This window comes from Halopelagius inordinatus, assembly GCF_900113245.1.
Classification (GTDB): Archaea; Halobacteriota; Halobacteria; order Halobacteriales; family Haloferacaceae; genus Halopelagius; species Halopelagius inordinatus.
In genome coordinates this window covers 703,864-728,180 of sequence record NZ_FOOQ01000002.1, presented here as the reverse complement: position 1 = coordinate 728,180, position 24,317 = coordinate 703,864, and the positions used below count along the sequence as shown (strand labels likewise).

Annotated in this window: 26 protein-coding genes; 10 read left to right on the top strand and 16 right to left on the bottom strand. The window is 66.8% G+C overall.

Features of this window, described 5'->3' with window-relative positions; translation table 11 throughout:
* Positions 1-262: 262 nt before the first annotated feature.
* Positions 263-1,405 carry an Ig-like domain-containing protein gene (locus BM167_RS11555; protein WP_092892597.1) on the bottom strand — a complete coding sequence of 381 codons (1,143 nt, stop codon included), beginning with the start codon at positions 1,403-1,405 and terminating at the stop codon, positions 263-265.
* A 73-nt stretch (positions 1,406-1,478) separates the two neighbouring features.
* Positions 1,479-2,534, bottom strand: a complete 1,056-nt coding sequence (locus BM167_RS11550; RefSeq protein ID WP_092892595.1) for an Ig-like domain-containing protein — start codon at positions 2,532-2,534, stop codon at positions 1,479-1,481.
* A gap of 95 nt (positions 2,535-2,629) precedes the next feature.
* On the opposite strand from BM167_RS11550, the gene BM167_RS11545 reads away from it, so the two are divergent.
* Positions 2,630-3,706 (top strand): archaeosine biosynthesis radical SAM protein RaSEA, encoded by a 1,077-nt coding sequence (locus BM167_RS11545; protein ID WP_092892593.1) that lies wholly within the window; start codon positions 2,630-2,632, stop codon positions 3,704-3,706.
* A 275-nt stretch (positions 3,707-3,981) separates the two neighbouring features.
* Here BM167_RS11545 and purQ read toward each other — a convergent pair whose 3' ends face one another.
* The gene (gene purQ / locus BM167_RS11540) at positions 3,982-4,665 is read right to left on the bottom strand and encodes a phosphoribosylformylglycinamidine synthase I (RefSeq protein WP_092892591.1); all 684 of its coding nucleotides are present in this window, start codon (positions 4,663-4,665) and stop codon (positions 3,982-3,984) included.
* 112 nt (positions 4,666-4,777) lie between these two features.
* Positions 4,778-5,029 (bottom strand): phosphoribosylformylglycinamidine synthase subunit PurS, encoded by a 252-nt coding sequence (purS, locus tag BM167_RS11535; RefSeq protein WP_092893085.1) that lies wholly within the window; start codon positions 5,027-5,029, stop codon positions 4,778-4,780.
* 221 nt (positions 5,030-5,250) lie between these two features.
* On the opposite strand from purS, the gene BM167_RS11530 reads away from it, so the two are divergent.
* Positions 5,251-6,255 (top strand): formyltetrahydrofolate deformylase, encoded by a 1,005-nt coding sequence (locus BM167_RS11530; protein WP_092892589.1) that lies wholly within the window; start codon positions 5,251-5,253, stop codon positions 6,253-6,255.
* Positions 6,256-6,258: 3 nt separating this feature from the next.
* Here BM167_RS11530 and BM167_RS11525 read toward each other — a convergent pair whose 3' ends face one another.
* Positions 6,259-7,488: an outer membrane protein assembly factor BamB family protein gene (locus BM167_RS11525; protein WP_092893084.1), complete on the bottom strand. Its 1,230-nt coding sequence runs from the start codon at positions 7,486-7,488 to the stop codon at positions 6,259-6,261.
* 83 nt (positions 7,489-7,571) lie between these two features.
* Here BM167_RS11525 and BM167_RS11520 point away from each other — a divergent pair, with 83 nt between their 5' ends.
* A complete protein-coding gene (locus BM167_RS11520) occupies positions 7,572-7,781 on the top strand; it encodes a hypothetical protein (RefSeq protein ID WP_092892587.1) in 210 nt (69 codons plus the stop codon).
* Positions 7,782-7,785: 4 nt separating this feature from the next.
* On the opposite strand, the gene BM167_RS11515 is transcribed toward BM167_RS11520, so the two are convergent.
* On the bottom strand, positions 7,786-8,808 hold the full coding sequence (locus BM167_RS11515; protein WP_092892585.1) for a phosphoribosylaminoimidazolesuccinocarboxamide synthase: 1,023 nt from the start codon (positions 8,806-8,808) through the stop codon (positions 7,786-7,788).
* Between the two features lie 149 nt (positions 8,809-8,957).
* Here BM167_RS11515 and BM167_RS11510 point away from each other — a divergent pair, with 149 nt between their 5' ends.
* Positions 8,958-9,734 carry an SIR2 family NAD-dependent protein deacylase gene (locus tag BM167_RS11510; RefSeq protein ID WP_092892583.1) on the top strand — a complete coding sequence of 259 codons (777 nt, stop codon included), beginning with the start codon at positions 8,958-8,960 and terminating at the stop codon, positions 9,732-9,734.
* Positions 9,735-9,794: 60 nt separating this feature from the next.
* Here the strand turns inward: BM167_RS11510 and BM167_RS11505 are convergent, their stop codons facing one another.
* A complete protein-coding gene (locus BM167_RS11505) occupies positions 9,795-10,277 on the bottom strand; it encodes a DUF5518 domain-containing protein (RefSeq protein ID WP_177213342.1) in 483 nt (160 codons plus the stop codon).
* A gap of 150 nt (positions 10,278-10,427) precedes the next feature.
* Between BM167_RS11505 and cofH the strand changes: the two genes are divergently transcribed.
* Together cofH and BM167_RS11495 are read left to right on the top strand one after the other, a co-directional pair.
* Positions 10,428-11,822 (top strand): 7,8-didemethyl-8-hydroxy-5-deazariboflavin synthase subunit CofH, encoded by a 1,395-nt coding sequence (cofH, locus tag BM167_RS11500; RefSeq protein ID WP_092892581.1) that lies wholly within the window; start codon positions 10,428-10,430, stop codon positions 11,820-11,822.
* Between the two features lie 14 nt (positions 11,823-11,836).
* Positions 11,837-12,385: a hypothetical protein gene (locus BM167_RS11495; protein WP_092892579.1), complete on the top strand. Its 549-nt coding sequence runs from the start codon at positions 11,837-11,839 to the stop codon at positions 12,383-12,385.
* Between the two features lie 35 nt (positions 12,386-12,420).
* Here BM167_RS11495 and cofG read toward each other — a convergent pair whose 3' ends face one another.
* The 5 genes from cofG to BM167_RS11470 form a co-directional block, all read right to left on the bottom strand.
* Complete coding sequence (gene cofG, locus BM167_RS11490) at positions 12,421-13,578, bottom strand: 7,8-didemethyl-8-hydroxy-5-deazariboflavin synthase subunit CofG (RefSeq protein WP_092892577.1); 1,158 nt, start codon at positions 13,576-13,578, stop codon at positions 12,421-12,423.
* A 263-nt stretch (positions 13,579-13,841) separates the two neighbouring features.
* Entirely contained in the window at positions 13,842-14,480 is a 639-nt protein-coding gene (gene cofC, locus BM167_RS11485; RefSeq protein WP_092892575.1) for a 2-phospho-L-lactate guanylyltransferase, read from the bottom strand.
* A gap of 22 nt (positions 14,481-14,502) precedes the next feature.
* Positions 14,503-15,297, bottom strand: a complete 795-nt coding sequence (locus BM167_RS11480; protein WP_092892573.1) for a DUF4398 domain-containing protein — start codon at positions 15,295-15,297, stop codon at positions 14,503-14,505.
* Entirely contained in the window at positions 15,266-16,450 is a 1,185-nt protein-coding gene (locus BM167_RS11475) for a tubulin/FtsZ family protein (protein WP_177213341.1), read from the bottom strand. Before BM167_RS11475 ends, BM167_RS11480 begins: the two co-directional genes overlap by 32 nt.
* Before the next feature lie 227 nt (positions 16,451-16,677).
* Positions 16,678-17,571: a complex I NDUFA9 subunit family protein gene (locus BM167_RS11470; protein WP_092892571.1), complete on the bottom strand. Its 894-nt coding sequence runs from the start codon at positions 17,569-17,571 to the stop codon at positions 16,678-16,680.
* A gap of 125 nt (positions 17,572-17,696) precedes the next feature.
* On the opposite strand from BM167_RS11470, the gene tmk reads away from it, so the two are divergent.
* Positions 17,697-18,299 (top strand): dTMP kinase, encoded by a 603-nt coding sequence (gene tmk, locus BM167_RS11465; RefSeq protein ID WP_092892569.1) that lies wholly within the window; start codon positions 17,697-17,699, stop codon positions 18,297-18,299.
* A gap of 15 nt (positions 18,300-18,314) precedes the next feature.
* On the opposite strand, the gene BM167_RS11460 is transcribed toward tmk, so the two are convergent.
* Entirely contained in the window at positions 18,315-18,635 is a 321-nt protein-coding gene (locus BM167_RS11460) for a DUF7991 family protein (RefSeq protein WP_092892567.1), read from the bottom strand.
* Between the two features lie 105 nt (positions 18,636-18,740).
* Between BM167_RS11460 and pdhA the strand changes: the two genes are divergently transcribed.
* Entirely contained in the window at positions 18,741-19,787 is a 1,047-nt protein-coding gene (gene pdhA, locus BM167_RS11455) for a pyruvate dehydrogenase (acetyl-transferring) E1 component subunit alpha (RefSeq protein WP_092893082.1), read from the top strand.
* 18 nt (positions 19,788-19,805) lie between these two features.
* Here pdhA and BM167_RS11450 read toward each other — a convergent pair whose 3' ends face one another.
* On the bottom strand, positions 19,806-20,039 hold the full coding sequence (locus tag BM167_RS11450) for an Lrp/AsnC family transcriptional regulator (RefSeq protein ID WP_092892565.1): 234 nt from the start codon (positions 20,037-20,039) through the stop codon (positions 19,806-19,808).
* 85 nt (positions 20,040-20,124) lie between these two features.
* On the opposite strand from BM167_RS11450, the gene BM167_RS11445 reads away from it, so the two are divergent.
* Entirely contained in the window at positions 20,125-20,808 is a 684-nt protein-coding gene (locus BM167_RS11445) for a potassium channel family protein (protein ID WP_092892563.1), read from the top strand.
* A gap of 1 nt (position 20,809) precedes the next feature.
* Positions 20,810-21,040 (top strand): Lrp/AsnC ligand binding domain-containing protein, encoded by a 231-nt coding sequence (locus BM167_RS11440; RefSeq protein WP_092892561.1) that lies wholly within the window; start codon positions 20,810-20,812, stop codon positions 21,038-21,040.
* 52 nt (positions 21,041-21,092) lie between these two features.
* Here BM167_RS11440 and BM167_RS11435 read toward each other — a convergent pair whose 3' ends face one another.
* Complete coding sequence (locus BM167_RS11435; RefSeq protein ID WP_092892559.1) at positions 21,093-21,596, bottom strand: DUF5813 family protein; 504 nt, start codon at positions 21,594-21,596, stop codon at positions 21,093-21,095.
* A 413-nt stretch (positions 21,597-22,009) separates the two neighbouring features.
* Positions 22,010-24,280, bottom strand: coding sequence for a methyl-accepting chemotaxis protein (locus BM167_RS11430; protein ID WP_092892557.1), 2,271 nt, complete (start codon positions 24,278-24,280; stop codon positions 22,010-22,012).
* Positions 24,281-24,317 lie beyond the last annotated feature (37 nt).

Here is a 24,317-nt window from a genome sequence, read left to right as displayed (position 1 = left end):
CCCTCGTTCGAGACGCGGACTCCGCGGGCCTCGTCCTCGCCGCCGTCCTCGACGGGACCGTCGGTCGGAGTCTCCGGTTCCGCCGTCGCTCTCTCGGCCGACTCGGCCTCTTTCGGCCCCGCGTTCCCCGTCGTCGTCGCGTCGTCCGGCGTCGCGAGGCCTCCGCACCCCGAGACGGCGACGCTACCTCCCCGACGACGGACGCGAGGAGTCGTCTGCGCGTGAGTCGCACGTCTCGATATCGGGCCGTCGGCGGGAAAAGTTAGCGTCGCGACGACGAGACTGATACGTCGCCCGTGGCGTCGACGACGACGGTCAGGGGTCCGTGCGGGGGACACGACCACCAGTCGGTCCAAGAGGGGTCACCGTCGTCCACCGCCACTCGCAGGCGGTACTGTCCCGAGGCGCTGACGGGCGAGACGCTCCGCCGGTCGTTCGGTTCGAGCGTCGTGCTAGCGTCGAACAGTTGCTCGTCCTCGTCGGGCGAGTAGACGCCGACGTTCATCTCGTGGTCGACGTCGTCCGCGTTGACGAGGACGAGTTCGCTGTTGGCCGGACCGCACCCCACCGTCGCGGCCGGAAGCGTGACCACGAGCGTCGGTTGTTCCGGCACGCGCCAGTCGGTCACCGTCTCCCCGCCGCCGTGTTCCACGCCGACGGAGTACGCCCCGGAACGGAACGTCACCGGCAGTTCGACCCGCGTCCGTTCGGGCAGTTCGTACGATGCGTCGAGCACCGTCTCCCCGCCGAGCGAGACGCTCACCGCCACGTCCGTCGCCGCCGCCGCGGCGTTCTGCACCGCGACGCTCGCCGCCGCGTACCACCGGCCGCGACCGTCGCCCAGGAGAGGCGAGTCGGCCGCCGTCTCCGACGTCGAGAGCGAGCAGTCGGCCCTGCAGCGAACAGTTCGCCAGAACGACGCGCCGTCGGGGCCGAGCGTCACCGACAGTCCGTCGAGTCGTTCGTCGATGCTCCACTCGAACGTCTCTCGCGGACTCTCGGCGGGTTCGACGACGACGCCGTACGCCTCCGCGGAGTCGAGAGTCAGATCGAAATGCCTCCGTTCGCCGGGGAACAGGTCGAAACTCCGGACGAACGGCGTCTCCCCGGTCTCCGGTCCGTCGCTCGCCCCGCCCGGCGCTTCGACGACGACGGTGAGATACGTCTCGTCGGGGGTCGGATTCCCGACGGACAGTCGCTGGTCGAGTCTGGACGAGGCCTCCCCGCCCGCGTTCGTCGTTCGGGACGGTTCGACCAGCGTCGTCTCGGATCTCCGGCCCGTCGTCGGCGTCGACCGTTCCTCGCTCGACTCGTTGCATCCGGCCACGGCCGCAGTCCCGACCCCCGAGACCGACGCGAGGAGCGACCGACGCGTGAGGCGCAGACGCCCGCCGTCTCGTCGCATCCGTCTCCACAGTCGGTCTCTGTCGGGATATATCCACGGCGCGTTCGTCGGGGGCGTCACCGGACGAGATGCGTCACCGGACGAGATACACGTCCACGCCGTCGCGGGCGCGTACGAGGAGTCGGCCCCGCCGCGCGACGACGAACGTGCGCGTCACGGTGGCGTTTCCGACGACTCGCACGTCGTAGACGCCGGGTTCCGAGAGGAAGTCAGCCACCCGCGTCGTCTCTCCGCGGTCCAACTCGACCGTCTCCGCGGCGACTCGTTCTCCGTCTCTGTAGGCTTCGACCGTCACGTCTCGACGGCCGCGTTCGTTCCGAACCGTCAGGTCCGCGCCCGCGGCGGGCCACGCGTCGACGCGGACCCCCCGCCCGTCGAACGCCAGCGGAATCTCCGCGCTCCGCGCGTCGTCCCACGCCGCGCGCCACGTCCGGTCGGCGGCCGTGACCGCGAGTGCGAACCGCCTCAGTGGCGGCACGACGGGCAGGCGGAGTTCCGTTCCCGGGTGCGGCCGGTACCGGTAGTCCAACACCCGACGGCCGTCTACCTCGAACTCGACTTCGACCGGACGCGCCTCGTCGCCGACGTTCGCGATACTCACCGCATACCCCGTCGATGCCTCCCGTCTCGGCCACGGTGAGTCGCCGAACCGCTCGAACTCGCCGTCCACCGAGACGGGACCGCACTCGGGCGAACACCGCACGCTCTGTCGGACCCGTATCTCCTCGCCGACGGTCACTTCGGCATCGCCGTGAACGGTATCGACGCGAACCGTCCCGCGCGCCGCCGCCCCGTCGGCCGTCTCGACGGCCACGTCGTACTCGCCGAATCGGGGAACTACGGCCGAGTACCGCCGCGTCTGTCCGGTTCCGTCGGGCGCGTACGACTCGCTCTCGGCGAACAACTCCTCCCCGCCGTCTTCGACGACGACGGTGACGTACCGCGCGGACGGAGAGACGTTCTCGACCACCACGCCTACCGCGCGTCCGGCGTCTCCGCTCCGCGTCGTGGTCGTCTCCGTCGTCCGGTCCGCCGTCTCGTCGGGCCGGGACCGGAACGCGTCGCACCCCGAAACAGAGAGGCTCCCGGCGGCGGCGACTGACGCGAGGAGGCGTCGCCGAGTTCGCACGGCCGTCGTTCGAAGCCGAGGGACGTGAATCCACCCCCCGAATCGCCCGGGCGTAGACGAAGCGGATTTACGGACTCACCGGGTACGAGAGTACAATGAGTAAGCCGAGCCCCGAAGTGTACGAACGGGGGAAGGGCATGGACGCCCACAATCAGGTGATGCGCGAGATACGGTCGCGCAAGGACAAGACGTACGACCCGCACGAACCGACGCGCGTCTGGATAGACGAGGACAACACGCCGGACGGCGTCAAACAGTCGCTCACTATCATCCTCAACACCGGCGGCTGTCGGTGGGCGCGCGCCGGAGGGTGTACGATGTGCGGGTACGTCGCCGAGTCCGTCGAGGGTGGCAGCGTCGCCCACGAGGCGCTGATGGACCAGATTCGGGTCTGTCTCGACCACGAGGAGGAGAACGCCGAGGGGCCGTCCGAACTGATCAAAATCTACACCTCGGGGTCGTTCCTCGACGAACGCGAAGTCGGCGCGGAGACGCGCGCGGCCATCGGCGAGGCGTTCGCCGACAGAGAGCGAATCGTCGTCGAGTCGCTTCCGGACTTCGTCGAACGCGAGAAACTCGAAGACTTCACCGGCGTCGGCTTGGAGACGGACGTGGCCGTCGGTTTGGAGACGGCGACGGACCGAGTGCGCCACGACTGCGTGAACAAGTACTTCGACTTCTCGGACTTCGAGGACGCCTGCGAGGAGGCCGCCGCCGCCGCCGCGGGCGTGAAGGCGTACCTCCTGATGAAGCCGCCGTTCCTCTCGGAGTCGGAAGCTCTCGAAGACATGAAATCCTCGGTCCGTCGCTGTGCGGCGGTGGAGAACTGCCACACCGTCTCGATGAACCCGACGAACGTCCAGAGTTACACGATGGTCGACGAACTCTTCTTCAACGGCGGCTACCGCCCGCCGTGGCTCTGGTCGGTCGCGGAGGTGCTCGAATCGACCGCCGACGTCGACGCCATCGTCGTTTCGGACCCCGTCGGCCACGGGTCGGACCGCGGCCCGCACAACTGCGGTGACTGCGACGATATCGTCCAGAAGGCCATCAAGGACTTCGACCTGCGGCAGGACCCCTCGGTGTTCGAGCAGGTGTCCTGCGACTGCGAGGACACGTGGGCCGTCGTCCTCGAAGAGGAGACGAGTTACTCGATGCCGTTGACGCGGTGAGTTAAGCCGCCCCGAATTACGGTAGTTGACCACTACCGCGCGCGAAGGCGGCGCGTAGTCTTGTTCTCCCCCCTCGTTCGTCTCGACGGGCGCGACGCAACGTATCGTTCCCCGCACGATGCGTCGTCGGCCCTTTCACAACGATGTACACGTACAACACGGTTTACTACGACGACGGGTGGTTCGAGATATCCGCAGAAGAGAACGCCGACGCGTGGATCGCAACCAGTTCGCCGCGAGAGATAACCCCCTGACGAGGGGACGAGGCGTCCGCCTTACGCGTCTTCGAAACCGCGGAGGACGCCCTGACCGTCGGTGCTTCCCCCCAGGTCGGGAAGAGACGCGCGCTCTGGGTGCGGCATCAGCACGGCGACGGTGTCGCGTTCGCCGAGGATGCCCGCCACGTTGCCGCGAGAGCCGTTCGGATTCGCCGCTTCGGTGACGTTGCCGTCGGCGTCGCAGTAGCGAAAGAGGACGCGGTCGTCGGCTTCCAGCGTCTCGTAGCGGTCGTCGCTCGTCTCGAAGCGACCTTCGCCGTGCGCGATGGGCAGTTCTATCACGTCGCCCTCCTCGTACGCCGCGGTCCACGGCGTGTCGGCGTTCTCGACGCGGAGGAAGACGGGTTCACACTGGAAGCGGGCGCTCTCGTTCGTGGTGAACGCGCCGTCGGTGAGACCGGACTCGGAGCCTATCTGCGCGCCGTTGCAGACGCCGAGAACGGGGACGCCGTCGTCCGCGGCCGCCCGGACTTCCTCCATGATCGGCGACCGCGCCGCCATCGCACCCGCGCGGAGGTAGTCGCCGTAGGAGAACCCGCCGGGGAGGACGATACCGGTCACGTCGTCCGGGAGGCCGTCCTCGTGCCACGCGCGTTCGGCGTCGATGCCGAGATGCGAGAGGGCGGCCACGGCGTCTCTGTCGCAGTTCGACCCGCCGAACTGGACGACAGCCACCGTCATCGGGACGCACCTCCGTGGGCGGCCTCGACGGTGACTGTCGAGGAAGCCACCGTCATCGGGACGCACCTCCGCGGAGAGATTCGACCGCTCGGACCGGAATACTGACGGACATCTACGCTTCCGCCACCTCGACCTCGTAGTCGTGAATCGTGGGGTTCGCCAGCAGTCGCTCCGCCATCTCGTCGGCGCGGTCGGCCGCCTCGTCCGCCGAGGGAGCGTCGAGGTCGACTTCGAACTGGTCCGCCGAACGGAGCGTCTCCAACTCGAAGCCGAGTCGCTCCAGCGCGCGCTTCGTGGTTTCGGCCTCCGGGTCGAGGACGCCTCGCTTCAGGCGGACCGTCACCGTCGCGGTGTAGGTCGTCATCGAGTAGTGGTGCGCGGTCATGGGCAAAAGACGTTTTGGACCGTCTCCGATATACACGAACGTGCGTTTTCGTCTCGAAGCGCGCTTTTCACTCGTTCGGTGTCGCGGGGCTGTACTGTCCGCCGTACGGTGGCGAGACGGGCGGAGATGGACACCCTTTTGCGTTCGCACACCCTCGAACCGTCGATGACTCCGTTCGAAAGCAGTTGGAGGTGGGACCGATGACCGACCTGACCGAGATTACCGTCATCGGAGACGACAAGACTGGACTCATCGCGAACGTCACCACCCTGCTGTTCGAGCGCGGAATCAACGTCGAGGACCTGGACCAGGCGGTGCGAGACGGCATCTTCCGGATGACGCTCCACGCGGACACCTCGGAGATGGTCTGCACGCGAGAGACGCTCCGCGAGACGCTCTCGGAACTCGGCGACGAACTCGGCGTCGACGTGCAGGTGCGCTTTCCCTCGGACCGCGAGACCAAACAGATCGCCGTCCTCACGACCAAAGAGTCGCACTGTCTCGAAGCCATGTTCGAGGCGTGGACGAACGGCGAACTCGGCGCGGACATCTCCGTCGTCGTCGGCAACCGCGACTCCCTCGAACCCCTCGCCTCGCAGTACGACGTGCCGTTCCACGACATCGGCGACGAGAAGGGAACGCCCGACGAGGACGAACTGCTCGACATCCTCGAACAGTACGACGTCGACCTGATAGTGCTCGCGCGGTACATGCGAATCCTCGGACCGAACGTCGTGTTCCGCTACGAGGACCGCATCATCAACATCCACCCCTCGCTTTTGCCCGCCTTCCCCGGCGCGGCCGCCTACCGGCAGGCCAAAGAGGAGGGCGTCCGCATCGCGGGCGTCACCGCCCACTACGTGACGACGGATTTGGACCAAGGCCCCATCATCACCCAACGGGCGTTCGACGTGCCGGACGACGCGAGCGTCGAGGAGATAAAGCGACTCGGCCAACCGCTGGAAGCGGACGCGCTCATCGAAGCGGTTCGGCTCCACCTCGACGACGCTGTCAGCGTCCACCGCGGGCGGACCAGTATCCGCGAGGAGGCCGACGCGTCGGGCTACCAACTCGGGACGACGCCGGAAGCCCGCGAGGCGAACCCGGACCGACCCGTCGACGGACTCGGCGACGCACTCGCCGACGCGTCCGAGGCGGGCGAGACGGCGGCCGACGGAGCGACGCCCGACCCCTCGGACGACTGATTTTCAGGGGCCGAAGCGGTCGAATCCGCCCTGCCACCTTTCGACGCGCTCCCCGGTTCGACTTCCGAAGTAGAGCGCACCCTCGGCGAGCGATGGCGCACTCGTCACCGTCCGGTCCAGCGACCGACGCCACCGCTCGGTCCCTTCGACCCCGACTTCGTAGACGGTCCCTTCCCGCGTGACGCCGTAGACACCGTCGGCGGCGACGACGGGCGCGTAGTGGCGTTCGTCGGCGGGACCGGCGGTCCACGCCGTCTCGCCCGTCTCGCGGTCGAACGCGCGGAGCGGTGCGTTCGCCCCACCGACGAGGACGACTCCGTCGGCGAGGACGGGTTGCTCGTACCGGGAGCGGTCGCCGTCTGCGGCCCGCGCCCGCGTCCACTGCACGCTCCCATCGGCCGTCGAAACCGCCGAGAGAGCGCCCTCGTCGTCCACCGAGAAACACCGTCTCTCCCCTACCGCCGCGGGGTCGTGGGTCGGGGCTACGTCCGCTTCCCACCGGACGCTCCCGTCGGCGGCGTCGAGACAAAACAGGCCGCCGCCGTTCTCGGCGTACCCGTTCGAGGCGACGACGCGGCCCGCCGTCGCCGAACACGTCTGTACGGCGGGCATCTCCTCGTCCGTCCGCCACAGACGCTCGCCGGTCGCGGCGTCGAGTGCGAGGAACCGACGGCCGCCGACGTAGACGCGCCCGTCGCGGACGGCGGGCGAGACGTGAGGGAAACCGTAGCCGCGCCGGTAGCGCCAGTTCACTACGCCCGTCTCGGCGTCGACGGCGCGAGTCAGGTTGCTCTCCTCTACGAACACGGTGTTTCCGACGGCCGTCGGCACTCCCACGTCCGGTTCGGTGCGGAGACGCCACCGTTCCGACCCCTCGCGGTCCACCGCGACGACGCCCGAGAACAGTTCGTCGTCTCGGTCGTTTTCCCGCCACCGCCGGACGACGAACAGGAGGACGTCCGAACCGACGACGACCTGACGGTCGGGGAACCGATTCGCTTCGGTCAGGCGCGTCACTCGCGCGTTCGCGTCCGGTCCGGTCCCGGCGACCGACGCTGTCCGGCGGGCGTCGTGACCCAGCGTCGGCCAGGGGCCGTCGTCGCCCGACAGGTCGGCGTCTCGTTCGTGCGTGCGTGGGACGTAGCGGTCGCGCAGGCCGAGACAGCCCGCGGTCCCGAAAGCGGCGGCGCTTCCGACGGCGGCGAGGGCGCGGCGGCGGGATAGCGGACACACGAACACACGCTCGAATAACGGAGTGAAAGCTCTTCTGTCACGTCGTCGCCACGCATTTGCCGAGCGAACGGCTAGACCCTGTCGTGAACTCCGGACTCCGCCGACTCGCGTTCGTCCTCTACGGCGGATGGCTGTTCGTCACCGTACTACTCGTCGGCGCGCACGCCAGTTTCGCCCCCAGACTCGACGTTCTGCCGTGGACGGCCCTCGCCGGTGCGGGCGTTCTCACCGTCGTCGGTGCCGCCGGACTGGGCGAGAGAGCGGTCCGCCTCGTCCAGTCGTGGGTCGAGTAGCGTCTCAGAGGCTTCGGACGCGTTCGACGGCGTCGGCGATGTCTGGCGCGTCGAACCACTCCGCGCCCGTGTAGGCGTTCGTCCCGGCGGCGTACATCTCCGAAACCGCGTCGAGGACGTCCGCCGGCAAGGGGTCGGGGTCGCGTTCGCAGAGCGACCGCCAGTCGGCGACGCCCTCGGCGTCGGCGCGCGACTTCGCCTCGGAGACGGCTTCGACCCACTCGGGGTCCGCGCGCTTGTAGTACTGGCGGACGACCTCTTTCGACACCTCCTGACCGTCGTAGGAAAAGCGGTTCTCGTCGAATGTTCCGACCACGTCCGCGACTTTGATCGTCCCCTCGTGGTACAGACACTCTATCTTCCCGTCTTCGTGGACGAACCCGCCGCGTTCCGCGCGGCCGTTGAGGATGTGGTTGACGGCGAGAGCGAGTTCTTCGAGTCGGTCGACGTCGGCGGCACCGGCGATTCGGTCCGCCTCCTCGCGGTCCAGATAGCGGTCTCTCTCTTCGTACTTGGTGGAGAACTCGACGACCGGTTCGGGGAGTTCGACCGCCTCGTCGGGCCATTCGGTCGAATCGAGGCCGTACTCTCGGGGCGACCCTCGCGTGCGGAGACTCGACCCGACGGGGACGGTGTTGCGGAAGACGATTTCGAGCGGAATCAGGTAGTTCTCGCCCGCCGCCTCGCGGTAGGCGTCGTAGTCGTACGCACCGTCTCCGAGGAACGGCAGGTCGGGCACCTGCGTGAGTTCGATAGCCATCTCCGTCGGCGGCCGCTTGCACTCGCCGAGTTCTCTCACCTCGCCGTCTTCGATTACGCCCACGTAGTGCGTCGGAACGTGGTTCACGTCGAGGAGTTCGAAGTTGTGCGCGCCCATCGTACAGAGGGACGCGCCCTTCCCACCGACGTGGTCGGGCATCTCTCCCCAGTCGAACACGGAGTACTGGTCGGTGAAGACGAACCGCCCCCGTCCGAGTTCGTCGGGCGTCGGCGTCTCCTCGACTCGGAACTCCTTCACGCTGGTCATGCGCGTCGGTGGTTCCCCATCGCACAAGTAAGCTTCCACTTCCGTGCTCACCAACCCCGTTAACGATGGATTTTATATGCACGTTCGTGGTTATGGGGTCGTTAAACGGGCGGCGCGACGTTTTTCATCTAGGACTCTCTACGGGTAGTATGGATGATGAGTTAGCCGAGGTTGCGGACGCGTTGGCGGCCGCCGACAGTGCGGCCGTGATGACGGGTGCGGGTGTTAGCACGGCGTCTGGCATCCCCTCGTTCCGCGGAGAAGACGGCATCTGGAACGACGAGTTCGACCCGGACGACGTCGGCATCGACCGATTCAGAGCCGACCCGGACGGCTTCTGGCGGGACCGACTCCAGTTACACGAACGGATGTACGCCGACGACCCGGAACCGAACGCGGCGCACGACGCACTCGTCCGACTCGAAGAACGGGGCGTCATAGACGCCGTCGTGACGCAGAACACCGACGGCTTGCACGACGACGCGGGCACCGGACGCCTCATCGAACTCCACGGCAACGCCTCGCGGGCGGCCTGCGTCTCGTGCGACGCGACGGTGCCCGCCGAGGAGGCGTTCGAGGCGGTTCGGGCGGACGAGACGCCGCGGTGTCCCGCCTGCGACGGCCTCATGAAGCCGGACGTGGTGCTGTTCGGCGAGGAACTCCCCTACCACCCGTTCGACGCCGCGCGTCGGATGGCCCGCGAGAGCGACCTGTTTATCGTCGTCGGGTCGTCTCTGACCGTAGACCCCGCCGCGTCGCTTCCCGAGGAAGCGTCGCGGTTCGGCGGCGAACTCGCCGTCGTCAACCTCGGAGCGACCGAAAAAGACCGACTCGCCCACCACGTCGTCCGCGACGACGCGACGACGGCGCTTCCGGCACTCGCCGAGATGGTCGAAGCGAGACTGGCCGCAAAGCGGTCGGCCTGAGACCGGTCGACGTTCGTCCGCGGCCGACCCGACCCCACCGCCAGCGACGCGTCTCGTCTCTCACGCGGACGAGCGCTCTCTGTCGGCCTCCTCGCCGGGTGCGTCTCTCGCCCGCGGCGGTTCGCCGCCGTCCGTCTCCTCGCGGAGGTAGACGCCGACGTATCCGCCGAGCGCAGAAAGCCCCGCCGAGAGCAGAAGCGTCACCGAGACGGAGATGCCCAAGAGTGCGACGAAAAGCAGCGTCCCGGCGAAGGCGTTCTCTATGACGGTGAACAGTCCGAGTCCGGCGAACACCAGGGTCAGAACCGCCACGATGGGGACGGCGGCGATGGCTCCCGAGACGGCGCCGACTTTCACGCCCTCCTCGCGGGTTCCGCGGTAGAGATAGCCCGCGACGCCCCCGCCGAGGACGGGCGAGAACGGGACGAACGACGCGACGATGCTGACGAGTGCGCCGAGAAGCGCGCTCACCCAAAATCCGGTTCCCGCGTCGTCGGTGCCGACGTCTGACCACTCCGTTTCTATCGTAGGGTCTGTGCTCATACTCCGTACTACGCGCTCTGCGACAATAACCGCTCTCACGTCTCGCGTCCCGTCCCATTCCGCGACGTCGACCGACTCGCCCCGACGCCGTCCGTCGGTCCTCTTCCGCGACCGCCTCACTTTTGTGTCTGCCAATCGTGTCCTCGTAGCATGACCGACGCGTCGGCGCCGGACTCGGACGACCAGTTCGACTTCGAGCACACGCCCGAGACGGACCAGTCGTTCGAGAACGCGTTGGCGAAGGCGCGAGACGGCGTCCGCCTCACCGTCGCCGACGGAATCGAACTGATGACGGCGGGGACGGAGTCGCCCGAAATCGACCCCGTCCGAAAAGAGCAGGTCCTGGAAGCCGCGGACCGACGCCGGGCGGAGGTGGTCGGCGACGACGTGACGTTCGTCGCCAACGTGAACAACAACGTCACGACGGCCTGCAACACCGGCTGTCTGTTCTGTAACTTCAAGAACACCGCCCACCAGTTCGAGTCCGACCACGACGAAGAGCACACGGGCTTTACGAAGACGCCCGAGGAGTCACGCAGCGTCGTCGAAGACGCCCTCGAAGCGGGCGTCTACGAAGTCACCTCCGTCTCCGGACTCCACCCCGCGTTCGTCCTGAACGAGGACCACCGCGAGATTCTCGAAGCGCACGACGACCCGTACGCCGAGGTGGACTACAAACCGCCCGAAGCGTACGACAAAGACCCCGGCACCTACGTCGAACAGATGCGCGCGATGTCCGTCGGCGGCGCGCACCTCCACTCGATGACCCCGGAGGAGGCGTACCACGCCCGTCGCGGCACCGACTGGTCCTACGAGAAGGTGTACCGCGAACTGAAGGCGGCCGGTCTCTCCTCTGCGCCCGGCACCGCCGCGGAGATTCTGGTTCCCGAGGTGCGAGATGTCATCTGCCCCGGGAAGATAGGCACAGACGAGTGGGTCGAAGGGATGGAGGGCGCGGTGGCCGCCGGCTTAGACGTGACGGCGACCATCATGTACGGCCACGTCGAGAACGAGGCCCACCGCGTCATGCATCTGAAGGTGATTCGTGACCTACAGGACCGAACGGGGGGAATCACCGAGTTCGTCCCGCTCTCGTTCGTCCACCGGAACACCCCGCTGTACGACCGGGGACTCGTCACCGAGGGCGCGTCGGACGACGAGGACGAACTGATGATAGCCGTCTCGCGACTGTTCCTCGACAACGTCGACAACGTGCAGTCGTCGTGGGTGAAGTTCGGGAACGCGAAGTCGCTGAAACTGCTGAACTGCGGCGCGAACGACTTCATGGGGACGATACTTTCCGAGGAGATTACGAAGCGCGCCGGCGGCGGGTTCGGGGAGTATCGGTCGTTCGACGACTACGTCGAGATGGTGTCCGCCATCGGTCGCACGCCCGTCGAACGGTCGACGGACTACCGGAAACGTCGCCGCTTGGACCCCGACGACGCCCCGCACGGTCCGACGCTCGGACCCCGCGCCGACGGGACGCCGATGCTCGACGGCCACCCCGAGGAGACGAACTCGCCCGCGCGCGCCGACGATTGAGGCTTCGATACGCCATGATGGTCACGACGCACGCGGCGGCGGGACTCCTCCTCGCGATACCCGTCGCGGTGGCGGCCCCGGAACTCGCCGTCCCGGCCGTCGTCGGCGCTCTCGCGGGCGGCGTCCTTCCGGACGTCGACCTGTTCGTCGGCGTCCACCGCAGAACGCTCCACTTTCCGGTGTACTACACCGTCGCCGGGGTGGTGGCCGCGGGCGTCGCCGTCGCGGTGCCGACGCCACTGTCCGTGGCCCTCTCGCTTTGTCTGCTCTCTGCGGGCGTCCACTCCGCTTCCGACTGGTTCGGCGCGGGCGAGGAACTCCGTCCGTGGGAGCGAACGTCGCCGCGCGCCGTCTACGTCCACCCCCTCCGGCGGTGGCTTCGACCGAAGTACGTCGTCCGCTACGACGGTGCGCCGGAGGATTTCCTCCTGACCGTCGTCCTCGCCGCCCCCGCCGCCTACGTCTTCGACGGCGGCGTCCGCATCGTCGTCCTCTCGGGCGTCGCCGTCGCACTCGTCTACACGGTGTTCAGAAAGCGCGTCCCGGACGTCCTCGGAATCTGACCCCGTCTAAATCGAACCCCCTTCGCGCGTCGCTCTCAGTCGTCGGCACCGACGGCGAGGGGGCCGTCTCGGCGCGCGACGCCGCGGTATCGTTCTCCGTGAACGTCGTCGGCCTCCAACGCGTTCGTCACCGCCGGAGAGAGCCACTCTCCGGGGGCCGGTCGTCCGCCGAAGTCCTCGCGCCGGTGGTCGTCGGGGAGATACCGGTCGTAGACGGGGAGGCGTTCGTGGAGGGGAACGCCCGCCTCCGTCGCGATGTCGCGCAGTTCTCGGAGGGCGGGCCACTCGTAGTCGGGGTTGATGTAGTCGTCCGTCACGGGCGAGACGCCGCCCAAGTCGTCGACGCCGCAGTCGAGCAGTTCCCGCGTCGGCGAGAGGTTCGGCGGCACCTGCACCGACACCTCCTCGGGGAGACCGACGCGCGCCATCGAGACCACTCGACGCATCGTCTCCACGGAGGGCCGTTCGAAGTCCGACCGTTCGTTCGGGACGACGTTCTGGACGATGACCTCCTGTACGTGGCCGTACCGTTCGTGAAGGTCCCGAATCGCGAGCAGACTCTCCGCTCTGTCGCGCCACGTCTCGCCGATGCCGACGAGGATGCCCGTGGTGAAGGGGACGCCCGCCTCGCCCGCGGCCCGAATCGTGTTCAACCGCTGGCCGGGCGTCTTCCGGCGATTCCCCGAGTGCGCCCGCACGTCCGCCGTCGTCTCGAGCATCACGCCCATACTGGCGTTGACCGGAGCGAGCGATTCGAACTCCGCTTCGGTCAGGTCGCCGGGGTTGCTGTGGGCCAGTAGCCCCTCCTCTATCGCCATCTCGCAGACGTCTCGCAGATATCCGAGGACGTCGTCGTACCCCCACTCTGCCAACTGCGCGTGTATCTGTTCGTAGCGTTCGTCGGGTTCGTCGCCGAAGGTAAACAGCGCCTCCGTACATCCGGCGTCCGCGCCGACTCGGAGTCGCTCTCTGACCTCCTCGGGGGAGAGAAGCGACGCCTCTCCCGGCACGTCGTAGTAGGTGCAGTACGTGCAGGTGTACCGACAGGCCGTCGTCAACGGTAGGAAGACGTTCCGAGAGAAGGTGAGTTCCGGCGCCGCGTCCACGTCGTCGGGCGAGGCGTCGAGCAGTCGTTCGACATCGTCCTCCGAAACCCGGATGGACACGTCGTACTCGTCGGTGCCGGAGACCATGCGTCCGGGTGCGTCCCGGGGGCACAAAAGGATGCACACTCCCCGAGGGGGAGCGGGGAGCGTACAACCGCGGGAGGGCCGCCGCGGGACGGGGGAAACGCGGCGGCCCCGAGAGACGGACGGTGGAAGTCCGCCACGAAGACAGGGGATGGGGCGACGCGCGACAGTGCGGTCAGCCGGTATTCCGGACGACCAGGTCTGCCACGCGTTTCGATACACTCACTCTACGCATATGTCTTTACTGGCAGAGTATGTAGGGTCGTCTACGACTCGCGAGTGACGCCGACGCGCCCTTCGGAGACGGCCAGTTCGAATCCGGCGTCGACCAACCACCGCCGCGACTCGCCGCGGCCGTGGAGCAACACCTCCGCGAGGTCCGACGGTTCGTCCACGTCCGTCGCGAGGCGCATCGAATCGACGACGCCGACGGACGCGCCCACCTCCTCTGCGATGCGGCGGTGGTCCCGGTACGACGCGCCGTGGTAGTCGACGCGGAACGACGGGTGGCGGACGACGAGCGCGTTCGTCCCGCCGCCGCGTCCGGGGGCGACGACGACGTCGCCCTCGGCGTCCGCGAGTCGGCGGATAGCGTCCGGCGTCGCGAGTGCGAGGTCCGCCATCACCACCGCCACTTCTCCGTCGTCGGCCGCGTCGGACCACTCGAAGCCGTCGAGAACGCCGTTGACCGCGGCCGTGAGCGGTCTATCGTCGACGACGACGTCGGCGTTCGAAACCGAGACGGCCTCCGTCGCGAGGACGGTCGGGTCGTGCCCCGCGCGTTCGACCGCATCGAGGACGTCACGCAACATCGCCCGGGAGAACGCCCGTCGCTCGGACTCGTCGAGGCGACCGGCGAGTCGGCTCTTCGGGTCGTGACCGTCGTATGGGACGACGACGCGCATAGAAAGTGTGTTCGGGGCGGAGCTATCCCAGCTTGTCGTAGCTGTCCTGCTGTGACCGCCAGTAGAGGAATCCACCGACGAGCAGGGCGACGACGAGCAGACCGCCGACGCCGTACATGGCGAGCTGTTTCGTCTCACTCGACTGCTGTGCGTTCTCCGCTTTCGTCTGTGCTTCGTTCGCGAGGTTCGCCGCGAGGTTGAACTCGCCGCCCTCGTAGGCCTCCACCGCGTTGGCGAGCTGCTGTTCGGCCTCTTGCGTGTTCGCGCCCGAAGCGCTCTCGATGGCGGCTCGCGCGTCGTCGAGCGCGGTACGCGCCTCGTCGCTCTCGGACGTGAAGTGGTGGGCCGTCCACGTCTCTATCTCGTTCGAGGAGCCGCCCTCCCGCGTCTGCGTCAGTTCCATCGCGGTGAACTCCTGGGCGGGGTCGTAGCTGTACGACTCCACCTCGGGGACGGTGCCGGTGACGGTCACTTCGACGTCGCTCGTCCCGTCGGCGGCCGAGATATCCGCCCCGGTGAAGTTCTGCCCGTCGAACTCGTCTTGCCCGACTTTCGCGCCGGTCTGGTCGTAGTAGACGACGGTCCACGTCACGTCCGTCAGTTCGGTGGAGCCCGCGAGCGTCCACGACTCCAGTTGCGGGTCTTGGTACAGTTCGTCGAGCGTCACCGTCGCGGTGACCTGCTTGTCGACTTCGCTCTCGGCGGGAACGTCGTCGTCCCCGACCGACACGGCTGCCGCCGGAGCGGCCGCCAGCGAGAGGACGAGCAGACAGGCCACGGCGAGCTTAGAACAGCGATTCCAGCTCGTCTTCGTCATCGTTGATTAGGTTCTGCAAGTTGTCGTTGCTCTCCTCTCGGATCTCGTCGATGTTGTCTTGCGCCTCGATTGCGACCTGCTGGAGCTCCTTGATGCGGGGGACGTTCGTGACCCCCGAAAGCAGGATGACGGACGCGACTTTCCCGGCCCCTTTGATGGGGTAGTCGCCGCCGCGGACTTCCATGCTGCCGGTCTGCTCCTCGATCCACTTCCGCCCGCGCTCTATGCCTTTCCGGTTGAGATGCTCCGGCGGGCCGGCCATCACCAAAAGCGCGCGTTCGGTGCCCTCTATCTCACAGGGGAGCGTGAGGCGTCCGAGCGCGGCCTTCCGCACGAGCGACGTGATGCGGTTCGTCGTGTGGGCGGTGTCGAGATTCGTGTCCTCTTCGCCGCCGGTGAGCCGAGAGAGCAGTCCCCCGCTGGAACCGCCCGCTTCCTCGACCGTCTCGGAGGCGTAGCCGACGGTGGAGACGCCACCGCCCGCGAGCGTGTTGATTATCTCGGAGGAGTCGACGACGCTCTCTGCGACTTCGCCTCCCTGTTCGACCTCTCCGGCGCCGAAGAGGACGCCGAAGCGGTTGACTATCTCCTCGTTTATCTCGTCGTAGCCGCCCTGTACGGACTCTCCGGTTTTCCGCCACGCGTCGTTGTCGAACACCATGAGGTTGTCCACCTCACGGACGAACGTCTGGAACGACCGCGCGGCGTTGAGGGTGTAGATACCCCCTTCGTCGCTGCCCGGCAGGATGCCGAGACCGTACACGGGTTCGGTGTAGATTCGTTTCAGGTGTTTCGCCAAGACGGGCGCGCCGCCGCTCCCGGTCCCGCCGCCGAGTCCGGAGACGACCAAGAACGCGTCCACTTCGTGGACGGGAATCGAGTCGATGGCCCCTTGAACTTCGTCGATGTCCTCCTCTGCGATCTCGGCGCCGAGTTCGTTGTCGGCACCGACACCGTGGCCCTTCACGCGCGACTGCCCGATGAGCACGCGTTGGTCCTGCGGAATGTGTTCGAGTCCCATCAAGTCCGCCTTCGCCGAATTGACGGCTACGGCCGCGCGAACGATGCCCGACCCTTGCCGCTTGTCGTATTCGACGAATTTGTCGACTACTTTTCCCCCAGCCTGCCCGAATCCGATCATTGCGAGCTTCATCGTTTCTCCAGTCCCCTCACCATTGGATATATGCCAACACCAACGTGGACATAAACCTTGTGATGCTAAAATGTCGTTTCAGGGGATAAATAACGGTGCAAACCGCTGGACGTGGCGGTGATCTTAACGAGTCGTTACGCCGACTGATGTCAGTTAATCGAGGATGAACATCCTATTTCATATATATGCTTCGGCCGGCCGTCGGAGAACGAGGGTCGATTTACTCCTCACTCACTCCGGCGGTGGAGGTACGCGCGCAGTGTCGTGAGGTCGGCGACGCTGACGCCGAACGCGTCCACGTCGTTGTCGTCAGTCGTGTTGTCGAACTGAAGCGACCGGTACTGATCGGCCCCCATCGGGAACCCCGGAATCGCCCCGCCGACGGAGAGTCCGATTCGCGCGAGTCCCATCGGAATCGGCACGACGGTCGTAGAGCGCCCCTCGGACTCGTGGATGAGTTTCGCTATCTCCGCGAGGGTGAGTTGGTCCGGCCCGGCGACTTCGTAAATCTCTCCCGCGTGTCTGTCGTCTTCCGCCGCGTCGGCGAGCATCGGGACGAAGTCACCGACCCAGAGCGGCTGAAAGCGCGTCCGACCGCCGCCGGGAAGCGGACTCACGTACGGCGGCGCGAGCAGTTTCGTAAAGGAGAGGAACTCTCCGCCCTCACCGAACACCACCGACGGCCGGAAAATCGTGTAGTCGAGGTCCGAGTCGGTCACTACCTCCTCGGCGCGTCCCTTTGCGCGAATGTACGCCGTGGGGCCGTCTGAGTCCGCACCCAACGCGCTCAGGTGGACGTAGCGGTCCACGTCGTTGTTCTCCGCGGCGCGGACGACGTTCTCGGTTCCCTGTCTGTGCACCTGGTCGTGCATCTCGTTGCCGCCTTTGGGCTTGAACAACGGCGAGAGCGCGACCAGATTGAACACGGCGTCTACCCCCGCGAACGCGTCTTTGATGGAGTCGTAGGCTCTGACGTTCCCCATCGCGCTTTCCACCCCCTCCGGCAAGTCGTCGTCGCCGGGACTCCGCGAGAGGGCCGTCACCTCGTGCCCGCGACCGTCCAGTTCTCGACACAGATGACCGCCGATGAACCCGCTTCCGCCAACGACGAGTACGTTCATGCCGTCTACGTCGGATTCTGGACGGGTAAATCTACTCCCATCCCGCGGTTTCGCTCCATCTCGTACCGCCGGACGGTCGGACTCATCCCGCGACGCTTTACTCCTCCGACGCACCACGTCGGAGTATGCTCATCACGCTCGAAGGACTCGACGGAAGCGGGAAGACGACCGTCTGGGAGGCGTTGCACGACGTCTACCCCGACGCGGTGTTCACCCGCGAACCGACGGAGTCGTGGTACGGCGACGCCGTCTCTCGGTCGATGTCCGACGAAGACGCCGACCCGTTGGCCGAGCTGTTTCTCTTCACCGCAGACCACGCCGACCACCTTTCGCGGGTGGTCCGACCGGCGCTCGACGCCGGAAAACTCGTCGTCTCCGACCGGTACTCGGACTCCCGGTTCGCCTATCAGGCTGCCACGCTCTCGCGGACGGACGTCACCCGACCGCTCGAATACGTGCAGGGGATTCACGCGGCGTTCTCCCGTCCCCCGGACGCCACCGTCTATCTCGACGTGGACCCCGAGACGGCCGCCTCCCGGGCGGGCGCGACGAACAAGTTCGAGCGAGCGGAGTACCTCGCGGAGGTCCGAGACAACTACGAGGAACTCATCGACGCGAACCCGGAGCGGTTCGTCCGCGTCGACGCGACGGAACCGCCGGAGGACGTGGTGGAGATGGTCGAACGGAGCGTCGAACGACTCGTCCGAGAACACGACCGGCGCGAGTGAGGCCGTGACGGCCCCTCAGCGCGTGTCCGGCATCTCGTACTCCTCCGGCGGCGGCACGTACAGCGTGTCGATGGCGAACCCGAGAGCCAGCGGCATCCCTACCGACGCGCCGAGCAACGCCGGAACGTTGAGGTTCAACCCCGCGCCGATGGGAAACACCCCGAAGAACACGAGCGTCGAGACTCCGAGGACGACCGGAATCAGAGCGAACGCGTAGACGACGTATCCCCACTGCGTTTTCAGTCGGATGCGGAAAAACCGGGTCAACACCGCCGCGACGAGGGTGTGGCCGACGAGGACCGCCCCGAACAACACGAGGTTGATGACCGAGACCATACTCGGTGTACGTCGCCACCGAACTTTACACTCCCGGGTTTCGCGACGAAGTCGCTCGCCGCCGGACCGCGGAACTTTATGACGGGTCGCGGCGAGAACTCGATCATGCACCGACTCCTCGGTGAACGGTCGCTCGAAGAGACGTGGCTCACCGACACCGACGCTCGCGCCGCCTTCCGCGATATGGTCCGAACGCGACGGTTCGACGACCGCGCTCTCGCCCTCCAGCGACGCGGATGGATGAGCGGGTATCCGCCGTTCCGCGGGCAGGAGGCGTCGCAGGTCGGCGCGGGACACGCGCTTCGAGAGGACGACTGGCTGTTTCCCACCTACCGCTCGAACGCCCTCCAACTGGCCCGCGGCGTTCCGATGAGCGACATCCTGCTCTTCCGTCGGGGCCACGCGGAGTACCGCTCGGATCACGATATCCCGGTCTTCCCGCAGGCGGTGCCCATCGCCACGCAGATACCGCTCGCGACGGGCGCGGGGATGGCGGCGAACTACCGCGAGGAGGACCACGCGATTCTCGTCTGCTTCGGCGACGGCGCGACGAGCGAAGGCGACTTCCACGAGGGGCTGAACTTCGCGGGCGTCTTCGACGCGCCGGTCGTCTTCTTCTGTGAGAACAACGACTGGGCCATCTCGATGCCCCGGGAGCGACAGACCGCGAGCGACTCCATCGCGGTCAAAGCCGAGGCGTACGGCTTCGAGGGGGTGCAGGTGGACGGGAACGACCCTCTCGCCGTCCGCGAGACGGTGACGGAGGCGTTGGCGTCGGCGCGGGACGGCGACCCCGTCCTCGTGGAGAGTCTGACCTACCGGCGGGGGCCGCACACGACGGCGGACGACCCGAGCGTCTACCGCGACGACGACCCCGACTTACCGGAGTGGCGGACGCGCGACCCGCTCGAACGGTACGAGGAGTTCCTGCGCGAGGAGGGAGCGATAGACGACGAGTTCGTCGAGGCGGTCCGCGAGGAGACGGAGGCGGAACTGAAGGCGGCCGTCGAGGAGGCCGAATCCGTCCCGCCCGCGGACCCCGACGACGTGTTCGACCACGCCTACGAGTCGCTCTCGCCCGATATCGAGCGACAACGGGCGGCGATGCACGACTACCTCTCACGGCACGACCCGAACGAACTCGACCGCTGACGCGCGAGAACGCCCCGCTTACTCTTCCATCGAGATGTACGTCTTCGTGTCAGTCACACCCTCAAGCCCCTGTATCCCGCTTGACGCCGTCTTCAGAACCTCGTACACCTCCTCGGACTCCACTTCGGCGATGATGTCGTAGTCGCCCGCGACGACGTGCCCCTCCGTGACTCGGGAGAGTTTTCGGATGGGGTCGAGCAGTCGTTCCGACTCGCCCGCGGCGGTCTTCACCATGATGAAGGCGTGAACCATGGTATTCGTATGCACGCATCGACCCAAAGCGTTTGCGCCGACGACCGGGGCAAGGTTATTCATCTCACGCGGCGTACGCTGTTCCATGCGGTTCGTTATCATTGGTGCCGGACGTGTCGGTCTCCGAACGGCCCGGGTGCTCAAAGAGGAGGGACACGAGGTGACCCTCGTCGAGTTAGACCGGGACCGAATCGACAGGGCCAGAGACGCGGGGTTCGAGGTGGTGGAGGGCGACGGCTCTCACGAGGAGATTCTCGAAGAGGCGGGCATCGAAGACGCCGACGCTCTCGGCGGCCTCACGAGCGATCTGAACGTGAACTTCGCCGCCTGTTCCATCGGAAAACACTACGGACTCCGGACGGTCCTCCGCGTGGACGAAGACTACCGAGAGGAGGTGTACCAACAGTACGCAAACGAGGTTGACGAGGTCGTCTACCCCGAACGCCTCGGTGCCATCGGCGCGAAAAACGCCCTTCTCGGGGGGTCGATCCGCGCTATCGCCGACATCGCACAGCATCTCCAAGTCGTCCTCATGACCGTCTCGGAGAAGTCGCCGATGCACGGCTACACCATCGACGAGGTGGCTCTCCCGGCGAACTCGCGCATCCTCGCGTTCGGGAAGGCGGACGAACCGATGGGACTGCCGATGCCGGACCACTCGCTCGAATCGGGCGATAGAGTGGCGATTCTCGCTGACTTCTCGGTGTTGGACGAGGTTCGGCAACTCGTCGTCGGCGAGGAACTGTCGGCGGCGACGGGGGGTGCCTGAGATGGTCACCTCGTACGTGATGGTGAAAGCCTCCACCGGGGAGGTCGACCGCCTGAAAGAGGCGATGTTGTCGCTCGACGACGGCGTACAGAGCGTCAGCATCGTCGCCGGAGACGTCGATTTCGTCGTCAAAGCCGAGGTGGGCTCCCCCGCGGAGGTGAAAACCATCGCGGCGGGCATCCACGAAATCGACGGCATCGAAGACACCCGGACGTACATGGCGATGGACTGACCCGCGCGCCGCCTCGACTCGGTTTCTCTCGGTTGCAGGGTTTCTGCGCGGTTTAAAGAGGCGTTCCGCTATCGCTGCCCGCCGCTTCGCTCGCCCGACTGATGAGACTCGCCACCGGGTCGGTGTACTCGTACCCCGGGATGACGCCCTGTACGTACGTCCCCTCGACGTAGTCGATGACCGCGCCGGCGTCGTCGACGCCGCGGCGTTCGTTCACGTCGCTGAACGAGGTTTCGACCACCGCCTCCTCGCCCTCTCTTCGCACGTCCACCGTCAGGTCGCGGTCGGCTTTCGTCACGCCGCCGATGTCCTCCGTGCGGAGTGCGAACGTCTCGTACCACCCGTCTTCGACCACGTCGGCCACGTCGCCTTCGACGACGGCGTCCAGCATCGGCACGCGAACCGTCACGTCGAACGTCACCTCCGCGCCGTCCTCTTTGACGCCGACGCGGCCGTCGAACGCCGTCGCCGTCGATTCGAACGTCCCGCCGTCTCTGTTCTCGAAGGAGTTGTGGTCGCCGAAAGCTCGCCGAACGCGTCCGGATACGTCGCTCATGGTCGATAGAAGGGTTCGACGGGGCAAAAGCCCCTCGTGTCCGAACCGCGCCGCCCGCGGTCTTCCGGCGTGGATGCTCCTCGGACGAATCGGATATCGGGGCTCTTTCGAGGCTAGTGCGGCACTTTTAAGTCGCTCCCAGCCAACCCAGAAAGTGACGCTTCGCTTTGGAGGGCCGAAGCGTCAGCGGGGACCAATTCAGGGCGGCAGCGGCTCGCCGGGCTGTTCCCGGCCGGCCGCTACCTTTTCCCACTTACTACGCGCCGAGTTCCGACTCCGTCGGCCGACGATACCGTCTCGTCCCCGAGAGACGTCTTCTATGCGGACTCGAACCGACTCGGCCCGCGTCCGACGGCTTCTCCCTGCAGTTCGCACGAAGGAACCGGTACAAACGAAAGAATCGCAGAGAGTCGTCAGTCGTCGCCCAGTGCCGTCGTTGCGTCCGCCGTCACCTCCGAATCCGTCTCGCCCGTCGCGGCCCCGCCGTCCCCGTCGCAGTCGACGTCGAACCCCTCGACCAACGTGACGAGTTCGTGCGTCCGTTCCGAGAGGGTGTCTATCTCGTCTGCGACGGTGTCCATCGACGCCGTCTGCTGTCGGGCGGCGGCGGCGACGCGTTCGGCTTCCGCGTGCGTCTGTTCGGCGATTCCGGCCGCGTCGTCCGTCTGCACGGCGGCGTCCTGCGTCGAGGAGGCCTGCGAATCCGTCGCGTCGTCGATAGACTGGACGCCCACGTCCACGTCCTCGACGGTATCGACCGTCTCGCGGATGGCTTCGGCTCCCTCCGCTATCGTACTCGCGCCGTCGTCGACTCTCTCGCTCATCGCGTCCATCTCGGAGACGGTGTCCTCCGTCGCGTCGCGGACGGTATCGATAGACGACGCGATGTCGTCCGTCGCCGCCGCCGTCTCCGCTGCGAGGTCTTTGACGCTCTCTGCGACGACGGCGAACCCCTCGCCCGCCTCGCCCGCCCGCGCCGCCTCTATCTGCGCGTTCAACGCGAGGATGTTCGTCTGCTCTGCGATGCCGTCGATGAGGCCGACCACGGTTTCGATGTCCGCGACTTCGTCGTCGAGACGCCGGACCCGTTCGGTCGCCGTCTCGACGCGAGATTCGATGGCTTCCATCTCCGAGAGCGCCGCCATCGCGGCCTCTCGCCCGTCGTCGCCGCGGGTCGCCGCCCGTTCTGAGAGTTCGGAGAGTTCGTCGGTGGAGGCGGCTATCTCCTCGACGGTCGCCGACAGTTCGCTCATCTCGTCGGAGACGGTCCGTAGCGCGTCGAGTTGGTCAGCGGACCCGTCAGAAATCTCCTGCGTGGACCGACTCACCTGTTCGCTCGCCGTCGTCACCTCTCGCGCCCCGGCGTCGACGCGCGCACTCGCGGCGGCCGCCCGGTCCGCGAAGTTCGCCACCTCCGCCATCGTCGCCTCCAGTTCGTCCATCATCGCGTTGAACCGGCGGCCGACAGTCGCCATCGCCTCGGCGTCGCCCGCCGCGTCGGCGTCCATGCGGACGGTCAGGTCGCCCTCGGCGGCGGCGTCCATCGTCTCGCCGTACTCCGTGGCCGCCCGTTCGAGTGCCGACGCCGTCTCCTCGGAGTCGCGAATCCGTTCGCGAAGCGACTCGCGCATCTCGTCGAACGCCGCGTAGAGCGACCCGAACTCGTCTACCTTCCGGGTCGTCAGGTCGACGTCTAAATCCCCCTCGGAGAGTCGGTCCGCCCGCGTCCGGAGGCGTCGAAGCGACACCACCGTGCTTCGGCCGAGCGTGAGTCCCACGACGACGAACCCGAAGACGGCCGCACCGATGAGGCCGACGAGGTTGGTCTGTACCTCCGTCAGGATGGCGAAGACGTTCTCTCGGGGCGCTTGCACGAGAACCACCCAGTCGGTTCCGCCGACGGGTGCGTACGCGACGACCCTGTCGTCGGACGACCGTTCCACGACGCCGCCACCGTCGAGACTGCTATCCTCGTTTGCGGCGTCCAGTCCGGGCGACGTCTCGCTCTCGCGGTACTGCGTGAGGACGTTCTTGCCGTACCGGTCGAGCAACACCGTCCCGTCGGTTCGGACGACCTGCGTGCGCGTCCCCTCGACCGGTTCGCGAAAGGCTTTCGCGTGTTGCGTCGCGTCGAGGACTACCATCACGCCCCTGTCGGTGCCCGGAACGGGGCTGAGAAAGCCGACGAGTTCGAGTCCGCCGTTGCGGTACACTTCGGTCATCGCCACGTCCGTCGACTGCGACATCGACCGGTCGCCGCCGACCCACTCGACGTCCGCGTCCGAGAGCGTCTTGGTCTCCATCTGACTCGCGGTACTGCGGACGACGCTCCCGTCCCCTATGTCGACGTAGTGGATGGCGTAGACGTCGCTCGGGAGTTGTCCGAGTTCCGCCAAAAGCGCCCTGTCGGCTTCGTCCGGGTCGTCGGTCTGGAGCCCTCGGTGTTCCGAAAGCATCCGCGCTCGGTTCTCGTTTGCGTCTATCCACCGGCCGAGTTCCTTCGCCTCCACTTCCGCCGTCATCTGCAGTTGGCCGTGCTGGTTTCGGGTCAACTCCTCGCCCACTCGCTCTTGGGTGTAGAACCCGTAGCCCACCATCAGACCGACGAGCAACAGGAGAACGAGAGCGTACTTCCTGAACTGACTCTTCCGGACGAAACGCGGAAGAACGTCAAACTCTCTCATGGAGAGCGGTCGACCGTTCGATATTTAGTGGTATCCC

Bases quoted from the DNA above. Each gene is read 5' to 3' on its own strand.
- BM167_RS11555 (WP_092892597.1), bottom strand. From the start codon at position 1,405: ATGCGACGAGACGGCGGGCGTCTGCGCCTCACGCGTCGGTCGCTCCTC.
- BM167_RS11545 (WP_092892593.1), top strand. From the start codon at position 2,630: ATGAGTAAGCCGAGCCCCGAAGTGTACGAACGGGGGAAGGGCATGGAC.
- purQ (WP_092892591.1), bottom strand. From the start codon at position 4,665: ATGACGGTGGCTGTCGTCCAGTTCGGCGGGTCGAACTGCGACAGAGAC.
- purS (WP_092893085.1), bottom strand. From the start codon at position 5,029: ATGACGACCTACACCGCGACGGTGACGGTCCGCCTGAAGCGAGGCGTC.
- BM167_RS11530 (WP_092892589.1), top strand. From the start codon at position 5,251: ATGACCGACCTGACCGAGATTACCGTCATCGGAGACGACAAGACTGGA.
- BM167_RS11515 (WP_092892585.1), bottom strand. From the start codon at position 8,808: ATGACCAGCGTGAAGGAGTTCCGAGTCGAGGAGACGCCGACGCCCGAC.
- BM167_RS11510 (WP_092892583.1), top strand. From the start codon at position 8,958: ATGGATGATGAGTTAGCCGAGGTTGCGGACGCGTTGGCGGCCGCCGAC.
- BM167_RS11505 (WP_177213342.1), bottom strand. From the start codon at position 10,277: ATGAGCACAGACCCTACGATAGAAACGGAGTGGTCAGACGTCGGCACC.
- cofH (WP_092892581.1), top strand. From the start codon at position 10,428: ATGACCGACGCGTCGGCGCCGGACTCGGACGACCAGTTCGACTTCGAG.
- BM167_RS11495 (WP_092892579.1), top strand. From the start codon at position 11,837: ATGATGGTCACGACGCACGCGGCGGCGGGACTCCTCCTCGCGATACCC.
- cofG (WP_092892577.1), bottom strand. From the start codon at position 13,578: ATGGTCTCCGGCACCGACGAGTACGACGTGTCCATCCGGGTTTCGGAG.
- cofC (WP_092892575.1), bottom strand. From the start codon at position 14,480: ATGCGCGTCGTCGTCCCATACGACGGTCACGACCCGAAGAGCCGACTC.
- BM167_RS11480 (WP_092892573.1), bottom strand. From the start codon at position 15,297: ATGACGAAGACGAGCTGGAATCGCTGTTCTAAGCTCGCCGTGGCCTGT.
- BM167_RS11475 (WP_177213341.1), bottom strand. From the start codon at position 16,450: ATGAAGCTCGCAATGATCGGATTCGGGCAGGCTGGGGGAAAAGTAGTC.
- BM167_RS11470 (WP_092892571.1), bottom strand. From the start codon at position 17,571: ATGAACGTACTCGTCGTTGGCGGAAGCGGGTTCATCGGCGGTCATCTG.
- tmk (WP_092892569.1), top strand. From the start codon at position 17,697: ATGCTCATCACGCTCGAAGGACTCGACGGAAGCGGGAAGACGACCGTC.
- BM167_RS11460 (WP_092892567.1), bottom strand. From the start codon at position 18,635: ATGGTCTCGGTCATCAACCTCGTGTTGTTCGGGGCGGTCCTCGTCGGC.
- pdhA (WP_092893082.1), top strand. From the start codon at position 18,741: ATGCACCGACTCCTCGGTGAACGGTCGCTCGAAGAGACGTGGCTCACC.
- BM167_RS11450 (WP_092892565.1), bottom strand. From the start codon at position 20,039: ATGGTTCACGCCTTCATCATGGTGAAGACCGCCGCGGGCGAGTCGGAA.
- BM167_RS11445 (WP_092892563.1), top strand. From the start codon at position 20,125: ATGCGGTTCGTTATCATTGGTGCCGGACGTGTCGGTCTCCGAACGGCC.
- BM167_RS11440 (WP_092892561.1), top strand. From the start codon at position 20,810: ATGGTCACCTCGTACGTGATGGTGAAAGCCTCCACCGGGGAGGTCGAC.
- BM167_RS11435 (WP_092892559.1), bottom strand. From the start codon at position 21,596: ATGAGCGACGTATCCGGACGCGTTCGGCGAGCTTTCGGCGACCACAAC.
- BM167_RS11430 (WP_092892557.1), bottom strand. From the start codon at position 24,280: ATGAGAGAGTTTGACGTTCTTCCGCGTTTCGTCCGGAAGAGTCAGTTC.